This is a genomic window from Azospirillum largimobile (genome assembly GCF_977007025.2).
In genome coordinates this window covers 1,887,848-1,908,845 of record NZ_CDRMUA020000001.1, presented here as the reverse complement: position 1 = coordinate 1,908,845, position 20,998 = coordinate 1,887,848, and the positions used below count along the sequence as shown (strand labels likewise).

The 20,998-nt window shown below is 66.6% G+C and carries 24 protein-coding genes and 3 tRNA genes; 16 read left to right on the top strand and 11 right to left on the bottom strand.

Going from position 1 to position 20,998, the window contains the following annotated elements:
- Nucleotides 1-58: 58 nt before the first annotated feature.
- Both ACWPKK_RS08905 and ACWPKK_RS08900 read right to left on the bottom strand, forming a co-directional pair.
- Complete coding sequence (locus ACWPKK_RS08905; protein ID WP_012974729.1) at nucleotides 59-1,099, bottom strand: rod shape-determining protein; 1,041 nt, start codon at nucleotides 1,097-1,099, stop codon at nucleotides 59-61.
- A gap of 371 nt (nucleotides 1,100-1,470) precedes the next feature.
- Entirely contained in the window at nucleotides 1,471-2,010 is a 540-nt protein-coding gene (locus ACWPKK_RS08900) for a TIGR00645 family protein (protein ID WP_452002922.1), read from the bottom strand.
- A 205-nt stretch (nucleotides 2,011-2,215) separates the two neighbouring features.
- Here ACWPKK_RS08900 and phoU point away from each other — a divergent pair, with 205 nt between their 5' ends.
- Together phoU and hisE are read left to right on the top strand one after the other, a co-directional pair.
- On the top strand, nucleotides 2,216-2,923 hold the full coding sequence (gene phoU / locus ACWPKK_RS08895) for a phosphate signaling complex protein PhoU (RefSeq protein ID WP_324866011.1): 708 nt from the start codon (nucleotides 2,216-2,218) through the stop codon (nucleotides 2,921-2,923).
- Nucleotides 2,924-3,073: 150 nt separating this feature from the next.
- Nucleotides 3,074-3,400 (top strand): phosphoribosyl-ATP diphosphatase, encoded by a 327-nt coding sequence (hisE, locus tag ACWPKK_RS08890; RefSeq protein ID WP_014248435.1) that lies wholly within the window; start codon nucleotides 3,074-3,076, stop codon nucleotides 3,398-3,400.
- A gap of 39 nt (nucleotides 3,401-3,439) precedes the next feature.
- Here the strand turns inward: hisE and ACWPKK_RS08885 are convergent, their stop codons facing one another.
- Nucleotides 3,440-4,969, bottom strand: a complete 1,530-nt coding sequence (locus ACWPKK_RS08885) for a class I SAM-dependent methyltransferase (protein WP_452002918.1) — start codon at nucleotides 4,967-4,969, stop codon at nucleotides 3,440-3,442.
- Nucleotides 4,970-5,209: 240 nt separating this feature from the next.
- Here ACWPKK_RS08885 and ACWPKK_RS08880 point away from each other — a divergent pair.
- Nucleotides 5,210-5,285: transfer RNA gene (locus ACWPKK_RS08880), tRNA-Lys, on the top strand.
- Nucleotides 5,286-5,308: 23 nt separating this feature from the next.
- Nucleotides 5,309-5,384, top strand: a tRNA-Lys gene (locus tag ACWPKK_RS08875).
- Nucleotides 5,385-5,627: 243 nt separating this feature from the next.
- Here ACWPKK_RS08875 and ACWPKK_RS08870 read toward each other — a convergent pair.
- From ACWPKK_RS08870 to ACWPKK_RS08860, 3 genes are all read right to left on the bottom strand, one after another.
- Complete coding sequence (locus ACWPKK_RS08870; RefSeq protein ID WP_452002915.1) at nucleotides 5,628-6,038, bottom strand: bacteriohemerythrin; 411 nt, start codon at nucleotides 6,036-6,038, stop codon at nucleotides 5,628-5,630.
- Nucleotides 6,039-6,145: 107 nt separating this feature from the next.
- Nucleotides 6,146-7,960: a M3 family oligoendopeptidase gene (locus ACWPKK_RS08865; protein ID WP_452002913.1), complete on the bottom strand. Its 1,815-nt coding sequence runs from the start codon at nucleotides 7,958-7,960 to the stop codon at nucleotides 6,146-6,148.
- A 60-nt stretch (nucleotides 7,961-8,020) separates the two neighbouring features.
- Nucleotides 8,021-8,956 (bottom strand): LysR family transcriptional regulator ArgP, encoded by a 936-nt coding sequence (locus ACWPKK_RS08860; protein ID WP_452002911.1) that lies wholly within the window; start codon nucleotides 8,954-8,956, stop codon nucleotides 8,021-8,023.
- Between the two features lie 96 nt (nucleotides 8,957-9,052).
- Here ACWPKK_RS08860 and ACWPKK_RS08855 point away from each other — a divergent pair, with 96 nt between their 5' ends.
- On the top strand, nucleotides 9,053-9,694 hold the full coding sequence (locus ACWPKK_RS08855; protein ID WP_452002908.1) for a LysE/ArgO family amino acid transporter: 642 nt from the start codon (nucleotides 9,053-9,055) through the stop codon (nucleotides 9,692-9,694).
- Here the strand turns inward: ACWPKK_RS08855 and ACWPKK_RS08850 are convergent.
- Entirely contained in the window at nucleotides 9,691-10,623 is a 933-nt protein-coding gene (locus ACWPKK_RS08850) for an NAD(P)/FAD-dependent oxidoreductase (protein WP_452002905.1), read from the bottom strand. The genes ACWPKK_RS08855 and ACWPKK_RS08850 overlap by 4 nt on opposite strands.
- 158 nt (nucleotides 10,624-10,781) lie before the next feature.
- Here ACWPKK_RS08850 and ACWPKK_RS08845 point away from each other — a divergent pair, with 158 nt between their 5' ends.
- Nucleotides 10,782-11,219, top strand: a complete 438-nt coding sequence (locus ACWPKK_RS08845; protein ID WP_324865996.1) for an Rrf2 family transcriptional regulator — start codon at nucleotides 10,782-10,784, stop codon at nucleotides 11,217-11,219.
- A gap of 20 nt (nucleotides 11,220-11,239) precedes the next feature.
- Here ACWPKK_RS08845 and ACWPKK_RS08840 read toward each other — a convergent pair whose 3' ends face one another.
- Nucleotides 11,240-11,605 (bottom strand): hypothetical protein, encoded by a 366-nt coding sequence (locus ACWPKK_RS08840; protein WP_324865995.1) that lies wholly within the window; start codon nucleotides 11,603-11,605, stop codon nucleotides 11,240-11,242.
- Nucleotides 11,606-11,737: 132 nt separating this feature from the next.
- Here ACWPKK_RS08840 and ACWPKK_RS08835 point away from each other — a divergent pair, with 132 nt between their 5' ends.
- Both ACWPKK_RS08835 and ACWPKK_RS08830 read left to right on the top strand, forming a co-directional pair.
- Nucleotides 11,738-12,178: a DUF3574 domain-containing protein gene (locus ACWPKK_RS08835; protein WP_452002902.1), complete on the top strand. Its 441-nt coding sequence runs from the start codon at nucleotides 11,738-11,740 to the stop codon at nucleotides 12,176-12,178.
- A 186-nt stretch (nucleotides 12,179-12,364) separates the two neighbouring features.
- Nucleotides 12,365-14,302 (top strand): propionyl-CoA synthetase, encoded by a 1,938-nt coding sequence (locus tag ACWPKK_RS08830; RefSeq protein ID WP_452002899.1) that lies wholly within the window; start codon nucleotides 12,365-12,367, stop codon nucleotides 14,300-14,302.
- Nucleotides 14,303-14,368: 66 nt separating this feature from the next.
- On the opposite strand, the gene ACWPKK_RS08825 is transcribed toward ACWPKK_RS08830, so the two are convergent.
- Entirely contained in the window at nucleotides 14,369-15,022 is a 654-nt protein-coding gene (locus ACWPKK_RS08825; protein WP_452002896.1) for a DsbA family oxidoreductase, read from the bottom strand.
- A 166-nt stretch (nucleotides 15,023-15,188) separates the two neighbouring features.
- On the opposite strand from ACWPKK_RS08825, the gene ACWPKK_RS08820 reads away from it, so the two are divergent.
- On the top strand, nucleotides 15,189-15,647 hold the full coding sequence (locus ACWPKK_RS08820) for a hypothetical protein (RefSeq protein WP_452002894.1): 459 nt from the start codon (nucleotides 15,189-15,191) through the stop codon (nucleotides 15,645-15,647).
- 7 nt (nucleotides 15,648-15,654) lie between these two features.
- Here the strand turns inward: ACWPKK_RS08820 and ACWPKK_RS08815 are convergent, their stop codons facing one another.
- Both ACWPKK_RS08815 and ACWPKK_RS08810 read right to left on the bottom strand, forming a co-directional pair.
- The gene (locus ACWPKK_RS08815) at nucleotides 15,655-16,053 is read right to left on the bottom strand and encodes a hypothetical protein (protein ID WP_452002892.1); all 399 of its coding nucleotides are present in this window, start codon (nucleotides 16,051-16,053) and stop codon (nucleotides 15,655-15,657) included.
- Nucleotides 16,054-16,194: 141 nt separating this feature from the next.
- Nucleotides 16,195-16,482, bottom strand: a complete 288-nt coding sequence (locus ACWPKK_RS08810; protein WP_452002889.1) for a hypothetical protein — start codon at nucleotides 16,480-16,482, stop codon at nucleotides 16,195-16,197.
- A gap of 166 nt (nucleotides 16,483-16,648) precedes the next feature.
- Between ACWPKK_RS08810 and ACWPKK_RS08805 the strand changes: the two genes are divergently transcribed.
- From ACWPKK_RS08805 to nuoE, 7 genes are all read left to right on the top strand, one after another.
- Nucleotides 16,649-16,876 carry a hypothetical protein gene (locus tag ACWPKK_RS08805; RefSeq protein WP_149222112.1) on the top strand — a complete coding sequence of 76 codons (228 nt, stop codon included), beginning with the start codon at nucleotides 16,649-16,651 and terminating at the stop codon, nucleotides 16,874-16,876.
- 198 nt (nucleotides 16,877-17,074) lie between these two features.
- Nucleotides 17,075-17,151 (top strand) — tRNA-Asp (locus tag ACWPKK_RS08800).
- A 314-nt stretch (nucleotides 17,152-17,465) separates the two neighbouring features.
- Nucleotides 17,466-17,834: an NADH-quinone oxidoreductase subunit A gene (locus tag ACWPKK_RS08795; protein ID WP_014248419.1), complete on the top strand. Its 369-nt coding sequence runs from the start codon at nucleotides 17,466-17,468 to the stop codon at nucleotides 17,832-17,834.
- Nucleotides 17,825-18,370, top strand: coding sequence for a NuoB/complex I 20 kDa subunit family protein (locus ACWPKK_RS08790; protein ID WP_174470176.1), 546 nt, complete (start codon nucleotides 17,825-17,827; stop codon nucleotides 18,368-18,370). The genes ACWPKK_RS08795 and ACWPKK_RS08790 overlap by 10 nt, the downstream gene beginning before the upstream one ends.
- Before the next feature lie 94 nt (nucleotides 18,371-18,464).
- On the top strand, nucleotides 18,465-19,094 hold the full coding sequence (locus ACWPKK_RS08785) for an NADH-quinone oxidoreductase subunit C (protein ID WP_452002885.1): 630 nt from the start codon (nucleotides 18,465-18,467) through the stop codon (nucleotides 19,092-19,094).
- Between the two features lie 107 nt (nucleotides 19,095-19,201).
- Nucleotides 19,202-20,350: an NADH-quinone oxidoreductase subunit D gene (locus ACWPKK_RS08780; RefSeq protein ID WP_255542587.1), complete on the top strand. Its 1,149-nt coding sequence runs from the start codon at nucleotides 19,202-19,204 to the stop codon at nucleotides 20,348-20,350.
- Nucleotides 20,347-20,994, top strand: a complete 648-nt coding sequence (nuoE, locus tag ACWPKK_RS08775) for an NADH-quinone oxidoreductase subunit NuoE (RefSeq protein WP_014248415.1) — start codon at nucleotides 20,347-20,349, stop codon at nucleotides 20,992-20,994. The genes ACWPKK_RS08780 and nuoE overlap by 4 nt, the downstream gene beginning before the upstream one ends.
- Nucleotides 20,995-20,998 lie beyond the last annotated feature (4 nt).

Genomic DNA, 20,998 nt, shown 5'->3' with positions numbered 1-20,998 from the left:
CCTCACCGCCCGGGAGTTGGGCGGCGGACCGGAGGCCTTCCAATCAGGGATACACCAATCAGTAAGCGCTGACCAAGACGTTTCGCAGCGTCTTCATCTCCTCCAGCGCGCGGCCGGTGCCGAGCGCCACGCAGGAGAGGGGATCGTCGGCGATCGACACCGGCAGGCCGGTGGCGTGGCGCAGGACGAAGTCCAGGTTGCCCAGCAGGGCGCCGCCGCCGGTCAGCACGATGCCCTTGTCGACGATGTCGGCGGCCAGTTCCGGAGCGGTGTGTTCCAGCGCCACCTTCACCGCCTCGACGATGGCCGAAACGGGCTCGGCCAGCGACTCGGCGATCTGCCGTTCGGAGATGATCAGTTCCTTGGGCACGCCGTTCATCAGGTCGCGGCCCTTGATCTCGAGGATGCGGCCCTCGCCGTCCTCGGGCGGGCAGGCGGAGCCGATTTCCTTCTTGATCCGCTCGGCCGAGCCTTCGCCGACCAGCAGATTGTGGCTGCGGCGGATGTAGCCGATGATGGCCTCGTCCATCTTGTCGCCGCCGACGCGGACGGAACGCGAATAGACGATGCCGCCCAGCGACAGCACGGCCACCTCGGTGGTGCCGCCGCCGATGTCGACGACCATCGAGCCCGTCGGTTCCGTCACCGGAAGCCCGGCGCCGATCGCGGCGGCCATCGGCTCCTCGATCAGGAAGACGCGGCGGGCGCCTGCGGCCTCCGCCGATTCCTGGATCGCCCGGCGTTCCACCGCGGTCGAGCCCGACGGCACGCAGATGATGACCTGCGGGCTGGCGAAGCTGCGGCGGTTGTGAACCTTGCGGATGAAATGCTTGATCATTTCCTCCGCGACTTCGAAATCGGCGATGACGCCGTCGCGAAGCGGCCGGATGGCCTGGATGTTGCCGGGGGTTCGGCCGAGCATCATCTTCGCCTCGTCACCGACGGCGAGGACCTGCTTCTTGCCGCGCACGTTGGCGATGGCGACGACGGACGGTTCGTTCAGGACGATGCCGCGGCCCTTGACATAGACCAGGGTGTTGGCCGTCCCCAGATCGATCGCCATGTCGGCGGACAGAACGCCCAGCAGTTTGGAGAGCATGGAGCTGACGAACTCTATCAAAGCGGTTGAGACGGCCGAACCGGCGGAGACTGGCATAGCATGCCCGCCGACGGTTCCATAGTCGAATGCGTCCGCACGCTCAAGCGGAGAGTGCGCCCGGCAGGCCTGACCCGTGTCGCGAAAGCGGTTTCCGGTTGGCCGGTGCCCGCCGCCTCTTGCGGTGTCTGGTGAAGGCAAAACTGGCGGATCAGGGTTAATTTTCCGTCAACAGCCAAACTCTTGAGGTCGGCCCTTGCGGTAAATGCCGTCCCGATCCGCCGAATAGCCGTTCGGCCGGTGTGGCGGTTCAGTGTCTAGTCCGAACCATGCCGTGCCGCAACGGGCAATTGCCCGCCGGTCCGGCGGGATGGTCAGTGATGCCCCGCCCCGGGCTTGTCGGCCGGCTTCGCCGCATGGGCGTGGTGTCCCTCCAGCCGGTCCATGCAGGCCAGCAGAACGCCCGACACCACGAAGGTCATGTGGATGATCACCAGCCACATCAATTCCTCCTGCGAGGTCTGGGACAAATTCATGAAGGCCTTCAGCAGATGAATGCCGGAGATGGCGACGATGGAGGCGATCAGCTTCAGCTTCAGCCCACCGAAATCGACCTTGCCCATCCAGTCCGGCCGGTCCTCGTGATTGGCCACGTCGATCTTCGAGACGAAGTTCTCGTAGCCGGCGAAGATCACCATCAGCAGAAGATTGCCGGCGAAGGACAGGTCGATCAGCGTGAGCACGGCCAGCAGCACGTCCTTCTCGCTCATGTCCAGCACATGCGGAAGGATGTGCAGGATTTCCTGGGTGAACTTCACCAGCAGGGCCATCAGCGAGACCACGAGCCCCAGATAGAAGGGCGCGAGCAGCCAGCGGCTGGCGAAAATGATCTGTTCGAAGCGGCGTTCGATCATGGCGGGTTCGGCACGTCGTTGAGTGGGTAAGATGCGGGGACGACGGATGTGTCGCAATGCTGCGCCGCAAAATCAACCGGGCATTTCAATTGTCGCGCGGAGGGGGGCGGAACCTCCATTCGTCATAGGCATTGTCATCGTACCGTAACGTCGAGACGCTATGGTCGCGGCTTTGGATGAGACCGCCGGGAAGGGTTTGCCGACCATGAAGACCTCCGCTCCGCACATCGTGTCCGCGTTCGAGGACGCGCTGAAGCGGATGAAATCCGCCATCGTGCAGATGGCCGGCGCTGCGGAGACGCAGATCGACCAGGCCCTGACCTGCCTGGCCCAGCGCAACCCCGATCTGGCGCGGGAAATCGTCGAGTCGGACGCGCGACTCGACTCTTTCGAGCATGACATCGAAGCGCACTGCATGCGCCTGCTGGCCCTGCGCCAGCCGGTGGCCGACGACCTGCGCGAGGTCGTGGCGGCGCTGAAGATCGCCGGCAACCTGGAGCGCATCGGCGACCATGCCGCCAACACAGCCAAGCGCGCGGTCGCCATCTTCAGCCTTGCGGAATCGGCCTCGCTGTCGGGCCTGCCGCAACTCGGCCGGCTGGTGCGCGAGCGGCTCAGCGCCGTGGTGGACGCCTATGTCGACAGCGACAGCGAGGCGGCCTTGCGCATCTGGCGCACCGACGACGAGGTGGATGCTCTCTACACCAGCCTCGTTGCGGAAGTGGAACGGTCTGCCCTGGCGGCTCCGGACCAGTTCATGGCGCATATGCACCTGATGATGATCGCCAAGAACCTGGAGCGCATCGGCGACCACGCCACCAACATCGCCGAGGTCGTGCATTTCGTCAGCACCGGCCAGACCCTGCTGGACGAGCGTCCGAAGGCCGACCATTCCTATGATCCGGTGGGTTGAGGCCGTGAAGTGATGCCTGGAGGCGTCACCGCAAGGCATAAGGCGATCGTTCGGCCCGGGACCGGGCCGATGGGGGATAGCATTTCCGTTGCGGAGCGATCACGTTAACGGGATGCCGTTCCCACCCGCAGACGAGACAAACCCTCCCTGATGACCGACGACCTGATCCGCCTCTATGACGCCATCCTTGACCGCCAGCAGATGGACCCGGCGCAGTCCAAGACCGCCCGGCTGATCGCCGCCGGTCCGAAGAAGATCGCCAAGAAGGTGGGCGAGGAAGCGGTCGAGGTGGCGCTGGATGCCATGAACGAGGACCGCCAGGGGGTCATCAACGAAAGTGCCGACCTGCTGTACAACCTGTCGGTCCTGTGGGCGACGCTGAACATCCACCCGGACGACGTGTTCGCCGAAATCCGCCGGCGCGAAGCGCTTTACGGCATCGCCGAGAAGCTGCCGAAAGTGGTCGCCGAGCGCTGAGCGGGACTGTCGGGGCAACGACGCCGACGCTCCCAACCCTCAAAACACTCCCAAACCTTCCAGCAACGGCAGCCGCCGCTGCACGTAGGCGGCATGCCGGCGCGCCAGTTCCGCCTGGCTGGCCTCATCTCCCTCGCAACGCTCGCCGTCGCGGCCAAGCGTGAGCCCGTCGGCGGACAGGTGGCGCCAGGCGAAGCCGGCGGGGTCCTCACCCAGCCGCGCGGCCAGCAGGAACAACGCCTCGATCCGTGACACCGGCACCCCGGCGCCCAGCAGCGGAGAGGCGAGCTGCCCCGGCGTATCGCCGAAGCGGTGGCGCTCCAGAACCACGGCGTTGAAGCGCTCGCTCGAGGCTTTGCGTTCGGCAAATCCCTCTTCGGGCATGACCGGCGCCGCCAGCGCCAGGCTGGTCAGCAGGACCAGCGCGCGCAGCACGGCGTCCTCCCCCTGCGCCGCCAGGGCCGGCCGGGCGAGCAGCGCATCGAGACTCTGCGGCCCCTCGGCCAGTGCCTCGCCCAGCGGCTGGTAGAGCGCCCGCGGGAAGGGCAGGCGGCCGACGGGGGTGGAGGCGACTTCCGGCAAATCGTCGGCGCCCACCAACAGCGCGAACCGGGTCTCGCCCAACAGCGCGCGCCGTTCCGCCGGTCCCAGCCGCTCGCCGCCCTTCACGAACAGGTCGCGGCGGAAGCTGCGGTTGGTCATCACGTCGCGCAGGGTCTCGGCCTGGGCTGGGTCACGCGCTTCATCCGCCAACGCCTGCTGGGCGGGGGACAGGCTGAGGTCGTGCATCTGCTCCATCGGCACGGCGGCGCCGGCGAATTCCAGCTTGGCGGCCGCCATCTCGCGCGCCACATCGGCATGGTAGAACGCCGTCCAGTCGCCGTTGAGGTATTCGTGGGCGATGTAGTTCGGCGACTTGTGGCGCAACTGCTCGATCCGCTCCACCACGCCGTCGGTGGCGCCGAACCAGCCTCCGCCCTGGGCGGCCATCCGCGAGGCGAACTCGACTGCCCGCGCGATGCGGTCCGGCAGGGGACCATCGCCGTCGGCGCAACGCTCCACCAGCAGGCGGCGCAACGGCATATGGGCCAACGTGCCGGGCAGGGCGTTGTAGCTGACGAACACGACGCCGCCCGGTGCCAGCCGGCGGCGCAGCGTGTCGAGCAGGATCGCCCGGTTCTCGGCGCTCACCCAGGACCAGACGCCGTGCAGGGCAACCACGTCCAGCATCGGTCCCTCGCGCCGCGCATGGTCGGCGAAGCTCTCCTCCAGGAAGGTGGCGTTGGCGAGCCCGGCATCGTTGGCCAGCCGCCGGACCCCGGCGATGTGCGAAGGGTTGAAGTCCATCGCCTCGAAACTTGCGGCCGGATGGGCGCCGGCCAGCAGCGCGCTGGTCAGCCCGTGGCCGCATCCGGGCTCCGCCATGGTGAAGCAGCCGCGGCGCAGCGCTTCGGGCGGACGCCAACCGCGCAGCGTCAGGGCAAAGCCGAGCAGGGGCGGCGACCAGTCGCGATAGACGGCGCGGATATAGTCGATGCCGCCGACATAGCCTTCCGTCCAGCCGTCCATTCCCGATCTCCCGTTTCGATGCCCGTTATCGACAGCGCCGGTGTAGCCGCCGGGGGCGGAGTCCGGCCACCGAAAAGCGCGCGCCAAAAAATTCACATGGGGTGCGATTTTGCTATCGACAGGCCAAAAGCCCTTCGCTATAAACCGCGCCACACCGGCCGGGAGAACGGCTTGGCCGGCGCGATGAACAGTCGGCTGATTTCGGCATAGACTTCAGTCAGGTTCACCGCATCAAGAGATGGGCGCATAGCTCAGTTGGTAGAGCAGCTGACTCTTAATCAGCGGGTCCAAGGTTCGAGTCCTTGTGCGCCCACCATCTCTTGAACATTTCCTACGGATGGGCGCATAGCTCAGTTGGTAGAGCAGCTGACTCTTAATCAGCGGGTCCAAGGTTCGAGTCCTTGTGCGCCCACCATCCATAAGGGGCTGGAACCGAACAGGTTCCGGCCCCTTTCCAATTCCGGGGTTCTGTCGGAGGGCGAGGCGCCTCGCGTGATGCCCCCTCCCTGGCCCTCCCCCGCTCTCGGCCGACCGAAGGCCGGTCCGATCGCGGGGGAGGGGATTACCGCCGTTCTTCGGATAGCGTCCACAAGCATCCGGCCCCCTCTCCCACCGAAGGTGGGGAAGCGATGGGGAGGGGCCACCCGCGGCCAAACCCTCACCCCTCCGCCTGAGCCAGGAAGTCCGCGGTCACACGGTCCATCGTCGCCAGATGGGTGTGGAACCAGTCGGGGAAATGCTCGGTCACGTACAGGCGCGCCCGGTCCTCCTTGCCCTCCGCCAGTTCGGCTTCCATGGCCGCGACCACGTTCAAAACGCGGGCGTGTTCGTCCTTGTGACAATGCAGGGCGAAGAAGCCGTGCTGCGTCATCAGCGCGTTTTCGCGGGCGAAATGCTCGCGCAGATGCTTGGCGAAAGCGGCGAAAGGGGCCTGTAGCTGCCCGGCCGGCGCGTTGCAGGCCGCCTGCAACAGGGCGACGGAATCGACATGGTCGCGGTCCATGACCGCAAAGCCGAGGAGGGGGACGTCAGCGGCAGGGGCGGCGGCGGGCGTGGCGGTTGCAAGCATGGCGGGGCTTCCTGAAACGAAGATGGCCTTCGGAGACGACGCTCCGAAGGCCACCATACCCGCACAGCCGTCATGGTCTCTTGACGGCGGTCAAGACACCCGGATCGTCAGCCCTTCGCCTCCCCGGCCTCCAGTTCGTCGATGAAGCCGCGGATGACGCCGAGGCCCTTCTGCCAGAAGGCCGGGTCGGAGGCGTCCAGCCCGAAGGGAGCCAGCAGCTCCTTGTGGCGCAGCGTGCCGCCGGCCGACAGCATCGCCAGATACTTCTCGGCGAAGCCCTTCTCCGCATCCTGGTAGACCGCGTAGAGCGAGTTCACCAGGCAGTCGCCGAAGGCATAGGCGTAGACGTAGAAGGGCGAGTGGATGAAGTGGGGGATGTAGGACCAGTAGTGCCGGTATCCCTCGTCGAAGCGCAACGCCGGGCCGAGGCTTTCGGTCTGCACCGCCATCCAGATTTCGCCGATGCGGTCCGACGTCAGCTCGCCCTCGCTCCGCTCGGTGTGGACGCGGCGTTCGAAGTCGAAGAAGGCGATCTGGCGCACCACCGTGTTCAGCATGTCCTCGACCTTGCCGGCCAGCATGATGCGGCGGCGTTTCGGGTCGGTCTCCGCCGCCAGCAGGGCGCGGAAGGTCAGCATCTCGCCGAACACCGATGCCGTTTCCGCCAGGGTCAGCGGGGTGTCGGACAGGAAATGGCCTTGGCGGCCGGCCAGGATCTGGTGGACGCCATGCCCCAGCTCATGCGCCAGCGTCATCACGTCCCGGGTCTTGCCCTGGTAGTTCACCAGCAGATACGGGTGGACGCTGGGCACGGTCGGGTGGGCGAAGGCACCCGGTGCCTTGCCGGGCCGGACCGGCGCGTCGATCCAGGGGTTGTCGAAGAAGCGCTTGCCCAGGCTGGCGAGGTCGGGAGAGAAGCGGCCATAGGCGCCGAGCACGATGTCGCGGGCCTCTTCCCACGGGATGCTGCGGTCGGCATCCTCGGGCAGCGGGGCATTGCGGTCCCAATAGTCCAGATGGTCCTGGCCGAACCACTTGGCCTTCATCGCGTAATAGCGGTGCGACAGGTCCGGATAGGCGCCCTTGACGGCGGAGACCAGCGCGTCGACCACCTCGTCCTCGACCCGGTTGGACAGGTTGCGGGCGGAGGTCGGCGTCGGATAGTTGCGCCAGTCGTCCTCGATCTCCTTGTCCTTGGCCAGCGTGTTGGTGATCAGCGCGAACAGACGCGCATTCTCGCCCAGCACCTTGCCCACCGCCTCGCCGGCCTCGCGGCGGACGACGGGGTTGCGGTCGGACAGGCGGTTCAGCGCCTCCGCACAGGTCAGATCCTTTCCGCCCATCGGGAAGCGCAGGCTGGCGATGGTCTCGTCGAACAGGCGGTTCCAGGCGGCGCGGCCGACGACATGCTTCTCGTGCAGCAGCCGCTCGATCTCGTCGGACAGCTGGTGGTCGCGGTAGAGGCGGACGTCGCGCAGCCAAGGCTCGTAATGGCGCAGCGCCGAGGATGCCTTCTGCTTGGCCGCCAGATCGCCCTCGTCCAGCCGGTTGATCTCCAGCGTGAAGAAGATCAGGTGGGCGGAGATGTCGTTCACCCGTTCCTGCGCCGACTGGTAGAACTTGGCGATGGTCGGGTCGACCATGTTGCCGTTGTAGACCAGCCCGGCATAGGACATGACGCGCGACAGCGTCTCGTCGATGTCCTCATAGCTGCGGATAGCGGCGGCCAATTCGTCGCCCTTCAGCGTGGCCAGCTTGCCGGCATAGCGTTCGCGGAAGGCCTTGCACTCCCGCTCCATCCGGTCGAGATCGGCCTTCAGCTCCGGCGACTCCATGCCGGGATAGAGATCGCTCAGGTCCCAGGTGGGAAGCGCACCCAGTTCGGCGGTGTCGTTTGCGGCCGTGGCGGCGCTGCTGGTCATCGAATCCCTCCAGAGATTGGTTGGATCCATATAAGCGCGCACGCGCCGCGGGCAAAGTCCTCATGCGTCCGGCGGGCTTGCGCCGCTCTCCTCTCCGTCGGCGGGATGCAACGCCCGCCGGCCGGCGCGCAGGACCGCATGCGACAGCTCGGCCAGCGCTGTTCCGGCGATGCGGCTCTGCTGCCAATGCAGCGGCACGTCCAGCGGATGGCCGGGCACCAGTTCCACCAGCCGGCCGGCGGAGAGATGGTCGGCCACCAGCGGGTCGGGGTTCATCCCCCATCCAAGCCCGGCCAGCGCCCCATCGACGAAGGCATGGGTGGAGGGAAGCCAATGGGTTGGCGGAGTCGGCAGGTGTCCCGGTGCGGTGTTTGCCAGCACCAGACGCAGCCATTGCGCCTGCAGCCGGTCCTTGCGGTTGAAGGTCAGGCAGGGCGCGCGGGACAGGGCGTCGGCGGTGACGCCGTCCGGAAAATGGCGGCGCATGTAGCCGGGGCTTGCAGTCGCGCGGTAACGCAGCGCGCCCAGCGGGTGGCTGTTGCAGCCGGGAACCGGCGCCGCGCTGGCGGTGACGGCGGCCAGCACCTCGCCCTTGCGCAGCCATTCGGCGCTGTGGTCCTGGTCATCCAGAACCAGATCGAACAGGCAGCCGGGCATCTCGGCCATCGCCGCGACGAACCAGGTGGCGAGGCTGTCGGCGTTCACCGCGACGCGCAAAGTGGTCGGCCCCTCCGCCGGGATCAGGCCGGGCAGGGCGCCGCGCAGTTCGCTTTCAAGCAGGGCCACCCGCTCCACATGCTGGCACAGGCGCTGGCCGGCCGCCGTCCCGGTGCAAGGCTGGCCACGCACCACCAGGACGCTGCCCAGCCGTTCCTCCAGCAGCTTGACCCGCTGCGACACCGCCGAGGGCGTGACGTGCAGCTGCTGGGCGGCGCGTTCGAAGCTGCCGGTGCGGATCACGGCGGCCAGCGCCATCAGCAGCGGATAGTCCAGCATGGATTAGCTCCGCTTAACCAGGGCAAGAAGGATTAAGTAGGGCAAAGGTTGGTCGGATGGTAGCGGATTGGTATCCACCGACTCCGGAACCGCGCCATGACCGACCCCTTCGCCGCCTCCCTGTTTTCCTCCGTGCTGCTCACCGCCTTCCTGCCGGGCCTGTTCCTAGGCTTCAGCCTGATCGTCGCCATCGGAGCGCAGAACGCCTTCGTGCTGCGCCAGGGCCTGCGCAACGAACATGTGTTGGCGATCTGCGCCACCTGCGCGCTGTCCGACGCGGTGCTGATCCTGGTCGGCGTGAGCGGGTTCGCCACGGCCGGTGCGCGCTGGCCATGGCTGGAACCGTTGATGCGCTATGCCGGTGCCGCGTTCCTGCTGGTCTATGGGTTGCGCAGCGCCCGATCCGCACTGCGTAGCGGAACCGGGCTGGCTCCGGCGGACCGGGAACCGGCCGGGCTGCTGCCGGCGCTGCTGACCTGTCTGGCGCTGACCTGGCTGAACCCGCATGTCTATCTGGACACGGTGGTGCTGGTCGGTTCCGTCTCCGCCCGCTTCGCCGAGGCGCGGGGGGCCTTCGCGCTGGGGGCGATGACGGCGTCCTTCCTGTTCTTCTTCGCGCTCGGCTATGGCGCCCGCCTGCTGCGCCCGCTATTCGCCCGGCCGGCGTCCTGGCGGGTGATGGACGGCGTCATCGCCCTGGTGATGTGGGCCATCGCGGCGGGCCTGCTGATCGGTTAGGGGCGGGCGAACAGGGCTTCGTCCTCGCAGAACAGCAGCGACCGGTGCAGCGCCGTTCCGGCCATGGTGCCGGCGCCGACGGCCAGGGCCACCGATCCCGCCGCCCGTGCCGCGTCGCCGCAGGCGAAGACACCGGGGACGCTCGTCTCCTGCATCGCGTCGACCCGGATATGGGTGCCGAGCGGTCCGTCCTCGGTCGCGCATCCCAATTGTGCCGCCAGTGGACTTGCGATGCGGCTTCTCGGCAGCACGAACAGGCCGGCGAAGGGCAGGCTGCGCCCATCGTCAAGCGCGACCTCAACCGGATCGCCGCCGATCCCGGTGACGGGGCTGGTTTCGACGGCAACCCCGCGCCGGGCCAGATGGGCCGACTGGTCGGCGTCGGGCACGAACGCCCCGTTCAGAAGCAGTGTCGTCGGTCCCCAGTCCGGCAGCATCAACGCATGGTGCATGGACTGCCCAGAGACGGCGACGACGCCGATCCGGCCCTGCATCAACTCGTAGCCGTGACAGTAGGGGCAGTGGAAGACGGAACGGCCCCAGCGTTCCTTCAGGCCGGGAATCGCCGGCAACTCGTCGACCACACCGACGGCGAGCAGCAGCCGGCGCCCCCGGTGGGCAATTCCATCCGAATCGGTGATTCGAAACCCCTCGGCTGTCCGTGCGGCATTTTCGGCCCGGCCGGTTTTCCAGGTGACGGTCGGGTAGCGCATCAGCTGGTTGCGGGCCTCGGCGGCGATTTCTCCCGGCGGGCGGCCGTCCTGGCCGAGGAACCCATGGGAATGGGAGGCGAAGCGGTTGCGCCGGACCCCCTCGTCGATCACCAGCACCCGGCGTCGGGCGCGCGCCAGCTGCAGCGCCGCGGCGATGCCGGCGTAGCTGCCGCCGACGATGATCGCGTCGTAGGTCGTCGTATCGTTTGCGTCCATGGCTTTTGTCTTTCCAGGGATTGCAGGGTGCGCCGTTCGCGCCCTTTTCACGACACACGATAAGTTACATGAAAGCGCGTGGTCAATGTGCCATGTAACTTATGAAGTGGCCTGAGTGCGAGGCCGCCCGGCGCGACACCGGAAGGAACCGAGCATCGATGAGACAGGACAGCCGCCTATCCCGCATGCTGCATGTGCTGATCCACATGGACCGGCATGACGGCGCCCTGACGTCGGAGGCGATCGCCGCCATGCTGAACACGAATCCGGTGGTCATCCGCCGGACCATGGCGGGTCTGCGCGATGCGGGTCATGTACGGTCGGAAAAGGGTCATGGCGGCGGCTGGCGGCTGGCCCGGCCGCTGAACGAAATCACGCTGCTGGACATCCACCGGGCATTGGGGGAGCCGGGGATTTTCGCCATCGGCCCGACGGCGGACGAGCCGAGTTGCCTGGTGGAGCAGGCCGTGAATGCCGCCCTGGACGGGGCGCTGCGCGAGGCGGAGGCGGTGCTCGTCCGCCACCTCGGGCAGGTGACGCTTGCCGACCTCGCCGCCGATTTCGATCGGAGGATGACCGCGTTGGGGAGGCGGTAAGGGCGGCGCCTATCGCGCGCTCACTCCGCTCCGGACGTTTCCCCCTCCTGCGCCCGCCGGATCGCCGCCTCCACGCATTGCAGGTGCAGCTTCTTGCGGGCGAGCTGGCGGGCGCGGCGTTCCTCGAGATCGGTGGTGGCCATCGCTTCGATGCTGCAGCCGCGCCAGCCGTTGGCGTCCAGCGCGCGGGCGACCTCCGCATAGCCGAAATAGCCCTTCTCCGGCTGCTCCCACGGTGCGCGGAAATCGGCGCGGCGCAGGACGAAGCGGTTGGACTGGCTGCCGCCGCCCAAGTTGGTGAGACGGGCCACGATCAGGCGCTCGCCGTTGCCGTGGACGACGGTCAGGATCGGGCGAATCCCGGTGATGGGTGGATCAATGGCCATGATCCATGCATAACGGTCCGGGGGCGTCCTGACCAGAGCATCGCTGATCTCCATGCCGCCCGCACGACTTGACGCGCCATCCGGCGCCAGAACGGAGTCTCGCCGATGCATCCCGTCCCGACTCTGCCGTCAGTGCTTCTCCCGCTCCTGCTACTGAGCGGTCCGGCCGCGGCGCAGCTGGCGCCCCCTTCCACGCAGCCCGTCCTTGCTCCGGCTGCGGCGGCGCTGGCTTGCGAGGCCTATTCCGCCGCCCCGATGATCGAGGCGCATCTGTTCTTCGGCCGCAACATCGGTGCGGACGTGGGCGTCAGCGACCGCGACTGGGCCGATTTCCTGGATGGGGAGGTGACGCCGCGCTTCCCCAACGGCCTGACCGTCATCGACGCCTCCGGCCACTGGCGTGACAGCGAGACCGGCCGTCTGATCCGGGAGCCGAGCAAGGTGCTGACCCTGCTGGCCGAAGGCGGGCCGGCGACGCTGTCGCTCATCCGCGAAATCGTCGAATCGTACAAGGAGCGGTTCCACCAGCAGTCGGTCGGACTCGCCATCCGGCCGGTCTGCGTTTCCTTTTGAATTCCAGGTTCCGGAACGGTGTTTCACCAATGGGGAATGCGACAGCTCGCCGCACCCCCGACCTTCTGACATTTGCCTGCACTTATGCTTTTGTCGCAGATTGTGGAGGCTGCGTAACGGATCGTTTCGCGGCCGAGAGGAAATGCGCACCGAATAGTACCAAAATAGAACGAGGGACGCCCTGCCATGAGCCCGACCGCCAGCACCACGACTGCAGAGCTTTTCGACCAGATGCATGCCCGTTCCCTGTCGGACCCAGCCGGGTTCTGGGGCGAGGCGGCGAAGGACATTTCCTGGTTCAAGCCGTGGGACAAGGTGCTGGACGACAGCAACGCGCCCTTCTACCGCTGGTTCACCGGCGGGGAGCTGAACACCTGCTACAACGCGGTGGACCGCCATGTGGAAGGCGGACGCGGCGACCAGGCGGCGATCATCTATGACAGCCCGGTCACCCAGACCGTCCAGACCATCACCTATGCCGAACTGCAGGATCAGGTCGCCCGCTTCGCCGGCGCGCTGCGCGCCCAGGGCGTGGAGAAGGGCGACCGCGTCCTCCTCTACATGCCGATGATCCCGCAATCGGTCGTCGCCATGCTGGCCTGCGCCCGCCTGGGCGCCGTGCATTCGGTGGTGTTCGGCGGCTTCGCCCCGCACGAACTGGCGACCCGCATCGACGACGCCAAGCCGAAGGCCATCGTCTCCGCCTCCTGCGGCATCGAGCCGAACCGCATCGTCAAGTACAAGCCGATGCTGGACTCCGCCATCGAACAGTCGGCCCACAAGCCCAGCAGCGTCATCGTCTATCAGCGCCCGCAGGAGACGGCGACGCTGGTCGCCAGCCGCGACGTCGACTGGATGGAAGCCGTGGCGAAGGCGGAGCCGGCGGAATGCGTGCCCGTCAAGGCGACCGACCCGCTCTATATCCTCTACACCTCCGGCACGACCGGGCAGCCCAAGGGCGTGGTGCGTGACAACGGCGGCCATGCGGTGGCGCTGCGCTGGACCATGACCAACATCTACAACGTCAAGCCCGGCGAGGTGTATTGGGCGGCGTCGGATGTGGGCTGGGTCGTCGGCCATTCCTACATCGTCTATGCCCCGCTGCTGACCGGCTGCACCACCGTGGTGTTCGAAGGCAAGCCGGTCGGCACCCCGGACCCGGGCACCTTCTGGCGCGTGATCGAGCAGCACAAGGTCGGCACGCTGTTCACCGCCCCCACTGCCTTCCGCGCCATCAAGCGCGAGGATCCGGACGCCAATTACCTGAAGAAGTACGACCTGTCGCACTTCCGCGCCCTGTTCCTGGCCGGCGAGCGGTCGGACCCCGATACGCTGCACTGGGCCGAGGACAATCTGAACGTTCCGGTCATCGACCACTGGTGGCAGACCGAGACCGGCTGGGCGATTTCCGGCAACCCCCTGGGCGTGCACCTGTTCCCGATCAAGTACGGCTCCGCCACCCGCCCGATGCCGGGCTGGGACGTGCGGGTGCTGAATGCCGAGCTGAAGGAGGTTCCGCGCGGCGACATCGGCGCCATCTGCGTCAAGCTGCCGCTGCCTCCGGGCACGCTGCCGACGCTGTGGAACGCCGACGAGCGATTCAAGAAGTCCTACCTGGCCGATTACCCGGGCTATTACCAGACCGGCGATGCCGGTTTCATCGACGATGACGGCTATGTCTATGTCATGGCGCGCACCGACGACATCATCAACGTCGCCGGCCATCGCCTGTCCACCGGCGCCATGGAAGAGGTGTTGTCGAGCCACAAGGACGTCGCCGAGTGCGCGGTGATCGGCGTGGCCGACGACCTGAAGGGCCAGGTGCCGCTGGGCTTCGTCTGCCTGAAGGCCGGCGTCACCCGGCCGCATGAGGAGATCGTCAAGGAGGTCGTCCAGCTGGTGCGCGAACAGATCGGCCCGGTCGCCGACTTCAAGCGTGCCCTGGTGGTCGACCGTCTGCCGAAGACCCGTTCGGGCAAGATCCTGCGCGGCACCATGCAAAAGATCGCCGACAGCCAGGACTACAAGATGCCGGCGACCATCGACGATCCGGGCATCCTGCCGGAGATCGCCGATGCGCTGAAGACGCTGGGCTACGCCAAGACCACCAGCACGCCGGCCTGAACTGCGGCCTGAGTGGAACGACTGGGAAAGGGCGGCTTTCAGGCCGCCCTTTCTCATTCCGGGATGTCAGCCGGAAACAACCGACAAATTTTCCGGTTCTTCGCTGCCGAGGTCGAGCAGCGGCAGGAAGCTCGCCGGCTCCTGCGCGCCGGACAGCGCGTAGCGGCGGTTGAAGATGTAGCAGGGAACCGCCTGCAGTCCCATCTGGCGGGCCAGTGCATCGGCGGCATGTACCGAAGCCGATTCGGCGTCGGTGGACAGCTGGCGCCGCGTCTCGACAAAATCCAGGCCCAACCCGGCGGCGACGCTGGCCAGCGCGTCCCGGTCGCCGATGTCCACGCCCTCGACGAAATAGGCCGCGAACAGCGCATCGGCCATGGCGTTGCCCAGCCCGTGGCGCCCGGCGATTCGGACCAGCCGGTGCGCGTCGAAGCTGTTGGGGGTGCGCTGGATGCGGTCGAGCGCCAGCGGCAGCCCGTCGCGTGCCGCCGTGTCCTCCACCACCCGGTGAATCTGCCGGGCCCGCTCCCCGCCGCCGAACTTCGCGGCCAGATAATCGTCGCGGGACATTCCGCCCCGCGGCATGTCCGGATTCAGTTGGAACGGTTGCCAGCGGATTTCCGGGCGCAGGCCGGGCCGTTGCGTCAGCGCCCGGTCGAGCCGGCGCTTGCCGATGTAGCACCAGGGGCAGATCAGGTCGGCGAAGATTTCGATCAGCATCCCGCCACTATCCGCGCCTCCCCGGCCGGCGGCAACCGCTTCTTCCATCGCTTCCGCAGAGCGCAAAGCACCTGCAACCGTTTGTTAACCGAGTTGGCCCGACAGTCCTCCATGGTTCCCGCGGTCTTCACGCGGCTGGCGGACATATCCCGGTGGACGATTCCCGATGAGCAATTCCTACGTCGACGGCAAGGTCCGCGAAGCGATCCTGGCGGCCAAGGGCAGCCGGATGAACGCGCAGAAAATTCTGATGGCCTGGGCCGTCGAGGATCCCGACCTGCTGCGCGGGATCGCCCAGCCCTTCCTGAAGGCCATCGCCGCCGCCGCCATCGAGCGTGCCGGCCGTCCGCCCAGCCGGAACGCGTCCGCGCGTCCGGCCGCCGGCGGCGGGGCAGGGGGTGGGCGGCCATCGGCCTCGGGCCTCAGCCGCGATGCGCTTGAAAACCTGCTGAACCAGTTGGGCCGCGATTCAGGGGAACCGGTTCCCCAGCGCGGCGCCCCCGTCGGCAAGGCTGCGGCGGCTGCCAAGGGGGCCACCGTTCACGACGCCCCGGCCGGCGGGCCGACGCACGAGAAGGCGATGATGGCGATCGCCAAGGCCTTCGTCGCCAAGAAGGTGCGCTGAGAACCCCCTAGGTTCCGTTGTTCGCCGTATAGGGCGTGGCGTCGTCGAACCAGCTCTTCCTCCGCGGCACAGTCCGGATGTCCGGCGGCGGGCTGGCAAGCGCCGTGTTGCCGTTGCGGTAGGGGTCGGGAATGTGGTGGCAATCGACATCGGCCAGCGTGCGGTAGCAATAAATCCGCGAGCGGTCGATCACCACCTTGTCCGGGCAGTAATCGCCGGTCTGCTCGAAGCTGATGATCGAACAGTCGCGACCGGTGGCGGCCGACACCAGATGATCGCCGATGGTCTTCTTGGTGGCGTTCAGCGTCACCACATCCGCGCCGGCCGCCGCCAGCCCGAGTGGGGAGGTGCAGCCGGCCAACGCCATAACCGGCCCTGCCAGGGCAATGGCCAGCCAACCCCGCATCGACGCCGTCCGTCCCATGCCCATCGTCATCCGGCCCCTGTTGCCATGCGCGCACCGCTCGTGGTCCGCCGCATTCCGCAATTGCGCGCGAGCGCGGTTAACAAGCGGTGAATTCACTCATACGGCTCGTCCTTGCGATCTTCAACGCGCCAGCGCACAGATCCGCGACCGGCACTGCACGACGACGAAGGCGTCCTTGTCCTCGCTGCAGCCGATCTTGAAAGTCGTCGATCCCTCGCGCCCGACGGTATAGCGCAGCACCTCGACCTTGGCCGGAGTGCAGTTGCCCATGGACTTGGCGATCTCCTTCGCCTCCGCCTGCGCGGCGGAGACATTGGAGGCGGCCGGCGCCGGTCCCGCGACCGGGACGAGGCCGGCGGCCAGCAGAAGCACGCGGAGGCTGCGGCGGAATGAAACATGGAACGGCATGGCCGGACTATCGCATGGCGTGGCCCCTGTTCGGAAGAGGTGCCTCCGAAATGTCGCAGCGTGCGATTCCCACCGCCCCGCCGCGATGAAGCTGCTATCCTGCAGACGCAACCGAAACACCGGCGGCCGTTGGCCGGCCGCAGAAATCCACGGGCTGGGGAAACGCATGACTTCGAACGACCGGCGGCTCGGCGACCGCATCCTCGCCGCACTCGAACTGGCGCTGGAACAGAAGCATCTGGACGTCGCCGAGCATCTCGCCCGGGCCCTGGAAGAAACCCTGACCCGCTTCGGCGGACCTGATGCGGTCGACCATCGGGAACTGTCGGCCGGCATGATCCAGGCCTTCGACCGCCTGGAAGCGCTGCGCCGGGAGGCGCATCAACTGCCTTGAGCAGGGCAGGGGAACGGACAGAACCGGATCAGCGGGCTCGGCATTAATTTTTTGCAATTTGGTGATTGACAGGCGGCCTCCCGGGCGACTACAAACCGCCCACCGAACGACGGGGGCCTCAACGGTCCCGGTGAAAACAGCAGACAGTTCAAAGCGTTGGCTTTGCGATTGGCTGGTGTCGAAACAAAGTCGCTCTGCGCGGGTGTAGCTCAGTTGGTTAGAGCGCCGGCCTGTCACGCCGGAGGCCGCGGGTTCAAGTCCCGTCACTCGCGCCACTTTCCTTTTAAAATTTCGCTGTCATTCGCCAGTATGGCCCAAGGACTCGCTAATCGCGGGTCCTTTTTCGCATGCGAATAGTCTACCCTTTGCCCTTTTTTAAAAACGTGGTATTACCAGGCTCTACCGCAGGGACCGACTTGTCCTTCCGCGTAGTGAAAAGCGATTCAAAGCGCTTTCCTTGCCCACGGTCTCGGCATATATTCCGGCCCGTCTGATGGGCTAATCCAAGGCATGGCTGCCACGGCTTTGCGCTTCCGCCGATTTCCGGCTGGAACGGCGCCCGTGGTCGTGGGCTTATGGGAGGAACGCGGTGTCGACTCCGCTGATCATTGAGTATCTTCCGATCCTGGTGTTTCTGCTGATCGGCATCGCGCTGGCCGCGGTGATGGTTGGGGCATCCTACGTCATCAGCCCGAAGAACCCGGACGCCGAGAAGGTCTCCCCCTACGAATGCGGCTTCGAGCCGTTCGAGGACGCGCGCACCAAGTTCGACGTGCGGTTCTACCTGGTCTCGATCCTGTTCATCATCTTCGACCTGGAAGTCGCCTTCCTGTTCCCGTGGGCGATCGCCCTCGGCGACATCGGGCTGTTCGGCTTCTGGTCGATGATGCTGTTCCTGGGCATCCTGACCATCGGCTTCATTTATGAGTGGAAGAAAGGAGCTCTGGAATGGGAGTAGAGGTCGCCAAGCCGCTGGCGCCGATTCCGCCCGGACCGGAACAGGACGCCTACATCCGCGCGGTCTCCGACGAGATCCAGGACAAGGGCTTCGTGCTGGCGAAGTACGAGGACCTGCTGGCCTGGGCCCGGACCGGCTCGCTGTGGCCGATGACCTTCGGCCTGGCCTGCTGCGCGGTGGAGATGATCCACGCCTATATGAGCCGGTATGACCTGGACCGTTTCGGCGTGATCCCGCGTCCCAGCCCGCGCCAGTCCGACTGCATGATCGTCGCAGGCACCCTGACCAACAAGATGGCCCCCGCGCTCCGCAAGGTCTACGACCAGATGCCGGAGCCGCGCTGGGTGATCTCCATGGGGTCCTGCGCCAATGGCGGCGGTTATTATCACTATTCCTACGCCGTGGTTCGTGGCTGTGACCGGATCGTTCCGGTCGACATCTATGTCCCCGGCTGCCCGCCGACGGCGGAGGCGCTGATCTACGGCATCCTCCAGCTCCAGAAGAAGATCAAGCGCGGCAACCGCATCGCCCGCTGACCACGGCGTACCGTTCCCGCCCGCAGCCATGCCGCTGCCGGGCGGGACGAACGACAAGCGCGCTGAAGACAAGTAGGAAGGCAGGGTCCCACCCATGTCCGAACAGGCGTTGAAGGAACTCGGGGACGTCATCGCGGCCAAACTCGGCGGCGACGTCCTGAAGGTCGAGGTGAGGCTCGGCGAGCTGATGGTGACGGTCAAGCGGCCGGCCATCCTGACGGTGCTGACCGCGCTGCGCGACGATCCGGCCACCCGGTTCGAGCAGCTGACCGACGTCACCGCGGTCGATTACCCGGATCGCGTCGAGCGGTTCGAGGTCGTCTATCAGCTGCTCAGCTACACCCACAACCGTCGCATGCGCGTGAAGCTGACCACCGACGAGGACACGCCCGTTCCGTCGGCCGTTTCCGTCTTCAGCGCGGCCAACTGGTTCGAGCGCGAGGTGTGGGACCTGTTCGGCATCTTCTTCGAGAATCATCCGGACCTGCGCCGCATCCTCACCGACTACGGGTTCGAGGGGCACCCCTTCCGCAAGGACTTCCCGCTGACCGGCTATGTCGAGGCCCGGTACGACGAGGACCAGAAGCGCGTGATCTACGAGCCGGTCCGTCTGACCCAGGATTTCCGCGCCTTCGACTTCCTCAGCCCGTGGGAAGGCATGACCAACGTCATGCTGCCCGGCGATGAGAAGGCGGCCCTCCAGGACGGGAGCAAGAAGCCGTGAGCATGACCGTTTCGACCGAATCGGCGACCGGTGTCGTCACGACTGGCCCCACCGGGCCGATCAGCGCGTCGGGGCCTGAGACCAAGACGCAGATCAAGCCCTACACGATGAATTTCGGGCCGCAGCACCCGGCCGCCCACGGCGTGCTCCGTCTGGTGATGGAGCTGAACGGCGAGGTGGTGGAGCGCTGCGATCCGCACATCGGCCTGCTGCACCGCGGCACCGAAAAGCTGATCGAGTACAAGACCTACGTCCAGGCCGTGCCGTATTTCGACCGCCTGGACTATGTCAGCCCGATGTGCATGGAGCACGCCTATGTGCTCGGCATCGAGAACCTGCTGCAGATCAAGGCGCCGTTGCGCGCCCAGTACATCCGCGTGCTGTTCTCGGAGATCACGCGCATCCTGAACCACATCCTGTCGATCACGACGGGTGCGCTCGACGTCGGCGCCATCACGCCGGCCCTGTGGGGCTTCGAGGAACGCGAAATCCTCATGGAGTTCTACGAGCGGGTTTCGGGCGCCCGTCTGCACGCCAATTATTTCCGGCCCGGCGGCGTCGCCTGGGACCTGCCGGATGGGCTGCTGGACGACATCTGGGCCTTCACCGAGCGCTATCCGAAGTTCATGGATGACCTCGAAAGCCTGCTGACCGAGAACCGCATCTTCAAGCAGCGCACGGTCGACATCGGCATCGTCACCAAGGAGGAGGCGCTCGACTGGGCCTTCACCGGCCCGATGCTGCGCGGCTCCGGCGTCGCCTGGGACCTGCGCAAGTCGCAGCCCTACGAGGTCTACGACCGCATGGAGTTCGACGTGCCGGTCGGCCTGACCGGCGACTGCTGGGCGCGCTATCTCGTGCGCATGGAAGAGATGCGGCAGTCGCTGCGAATCATCCGCCAGTGCTGCAAGGAGATGCCGGCCGGCCCCTACAAGATCGAGGACCGGAAGGTGTCGCCGCCGCCGCGCGGCGAGATGAAGCGCTCGATGGAAGCGCTGATCCACCACTTCAAGCTCTTCACCGAGGGCTTCCACGTCCCCGCCGGCGAGACCTACACCGCCATCGAAGCGCCCAAGGGCGAATTCGGCGTGTATCTGGTGTCCGACGGCACCAACAAGCCCTACCGCTGCAAAATCCGCGCGCCGGGCTTTGCCCATCTTCAGGGCCTGGACTTCATGTCGAAGGGTCACATGCTGGCCGACGCCGTCGCCAACATCGCCTCGATGGACATCGTTTTCGGAGAAATCGATCGATGAGCGCGCCCGCTTCCGATCACGGCCACGCCGAGCCGACCAGCTTCACCTTCACTCCGGAAAACCTGGAGCTGGCGAAGCGCATCATCGCCAAGTACCCGCAGGGCAAGCAGGCCAGCGCCTGCATGCCGCTGCTGGACGTGGCGCAGCGCCAGAACGGCGGCTGGCTGCCGCGCGTCGCCATGGACGCCGTGGCCGACCTGCTCGGCATGCCGCGCATCCGCGTGTACGAGGTCGCGACCTTCTACACGATGTACAACAAGAACCCGGTCGGCAGGCACCACATCCAGGTCTGCACCACCACGCCCTGCTGGCTGCGCGGGTCGGACGACATCGTCCACACCTGCAAGAAGAAGCTCGGCATCGAGGTGGGCGAGACCACGGCAGACGGCCAGTTCACGCTGGGCGAGGTCGAGTGCTCGGGCGCCTGCGTCAACGCGCCGGTTGTGCAGATCGGCGACGATTACTACGAAGACGTGGCCCCGGAGCATATGGAGCGCATCCTCGACGCGCTGGCGCGCGGCGAGACGCCGAAGCCCGGTTCGCAGACCGGCCGTCAGTCGTCGGAGCCGGTCGGCGGCCCGACGACGCTGAAGGCCTTTACCACCGCGCAAGCGGACGCCAACACCGCGCAAGCGGACGATTGAGGGG

Bases quoted from the DNA above. Each gene is read 5' to 3' on its own strand.
- ACWPKK_RS08905 (WP_012974729.1), bottom strand. From the start codon at position 1,099: ATGCTCTCCAAACTGCTGGGCGTTCTGTCCGCCGACATGGCGATCGAT.
- ACWPKK_RS08900 (WP_452002922.1), bottom strand. From the start codon at position 2,010: ATGATCGAACGCCGCTTCGAACAGATCATTTTCGCCAGCCGCTGGCTG.
- phoU (WP_324866011.1), top strand. From the start codon at position 2,216: ATGAAGACCTCCGCTCCGCACATCGTGTCCGCGTTCGAGGACGCGCTG.
- hisE (WP_014248435.1), top strand. From the start codon at position 3,074: ATGACCGACGACCTGATCCGCCTCTATGACGCCATCCTTGACCGCCAG.
- ACWPKK_RS08885 (WP_452002918.1), bottom strand. From the start codon at position 4,969: ATGGACGGCTGGACGGAAGGCTATGTCGGCGGCATCGACTATATCCGC.
- ACWPKK_RS08870 (WP_452002915.1), bottom strand. From the start codon at position 6,038: ATGCTTGCAACCGCCACGCCCGCCGCCGCCCCTGCCGCTGACGTCCCC.
- ACWPKK_RS08865 (WP_452002913.1), bottom strand. From the start codon at position 7,960: ATGACCAGCAGCGCCGCCACGGCCGCAAACGACACCGCCGAACTGGGT.
- ACWPKK_RS08860 (WP_452002911.1), bottom strand. From the start codon at position 8,956: ATGCTGGACTATCCGCTGCTGATGGCGCTGGCCGCCGTGATCCGCACC.
- ACWPKK_RS08855 (WP_452002908.1), top strand. From the start codon at position 9,053: ATGACCGACCCCTTCGCCGCCTCCCTGTTTTCCTCCGTGCTGCTCACC.
- ACWPKK_RS08850 (WP_452002905.1), bottom strand. From the start codon at position 10,623: ATGGACGCAAACGATACGACGACCTACGACGCGATCATCGTCGGCGGC.
- ACWPKK_RS08845 (WP_324865996.1), top strand. From the start codon at position 10,782: ATGAGACAGGACAGCCGCCTATCCCGCATGCTGCATGTGCTGATCCAC.
- ACWPKK_RS08840 (WP_324865995.1), bottom strand. From the start codon at position 11,605: ATGGCCATTGATCCACCCATCACCGGGATTCGCCCGATCCTGACCGTC.
- ACWPKK_RS08830 (WP_452002899.1), top strand. From the start codon at position 12,365: ATGAGCCCGACCGCCAGCACCACGACTGCAGAGCTTTTCGACCAGATG.
- ACWPKK_RS08825 (WP_452002896.1), bottom strand. From the start codon at position 15,022: ATGCTGATCGAAATCTTCGCCGACCTGATCTGCCCCTGGTGCTACATC.
- ACWPKK_RS08820 (WP_452002894.1), top strand. From the start codon at position 15,189: ATGAGCAATTCCTACGTCGACGGCAAGGTCCGCGAAGCGATCCTGGCG.
- ACWPKK_RS08815 (WP_452002892.1), bottom strand. From the start codon at position 16,053: ATGCGGGGTTGGCTGGCCATTGCCCTGGCAGGGCCGGTTATGGCGTTG.
- ACWPKK_RS08810 (WP_452002889.1), bottom strand. From the start codon at position 16,482: ATGCCGTTCCATGTTTCATTCCGCCGCAGCCTCCGCGTGCTTCTGCTG.
- ACWPKK_RS08805 (WP_149222112.1), top strand. From the start codon at position 16,649: ATGACTTCGAACGACCGGCGGCTCGGCGACCGCATCCTCGCCGCACTC.
- ACWPKK_RS08790 (WP_174470176.1), top strand. From the start codon at position 17,825: ATGGGAGTAGAGGTCGCCAAGCCGCTGGCGCCGATTCCGCCCGGACCG.
- ACWPKK_RS08785 (WP_452002885.1), top strand. From the start codon at position 18,465: ATGTCCGAACAGGCGTTGAAGGAACTCGGGGACGTCATCGCGGCCAAA.
- ACWPKK_RS08780 (WP_255542587.1), top strand. From the start codon at position 19,202: ATGAATTTCGGGCCGCAGCACCCGGCCGCCCACGGCGTGCTCCGTCTG.
- nuoE (WP_014248415.1), top strand. From the start codon at position 20,347: ATGAGCGCGCCCGCTTCCGATCACGGCCACGCCGAGCCGACCAGCTTC.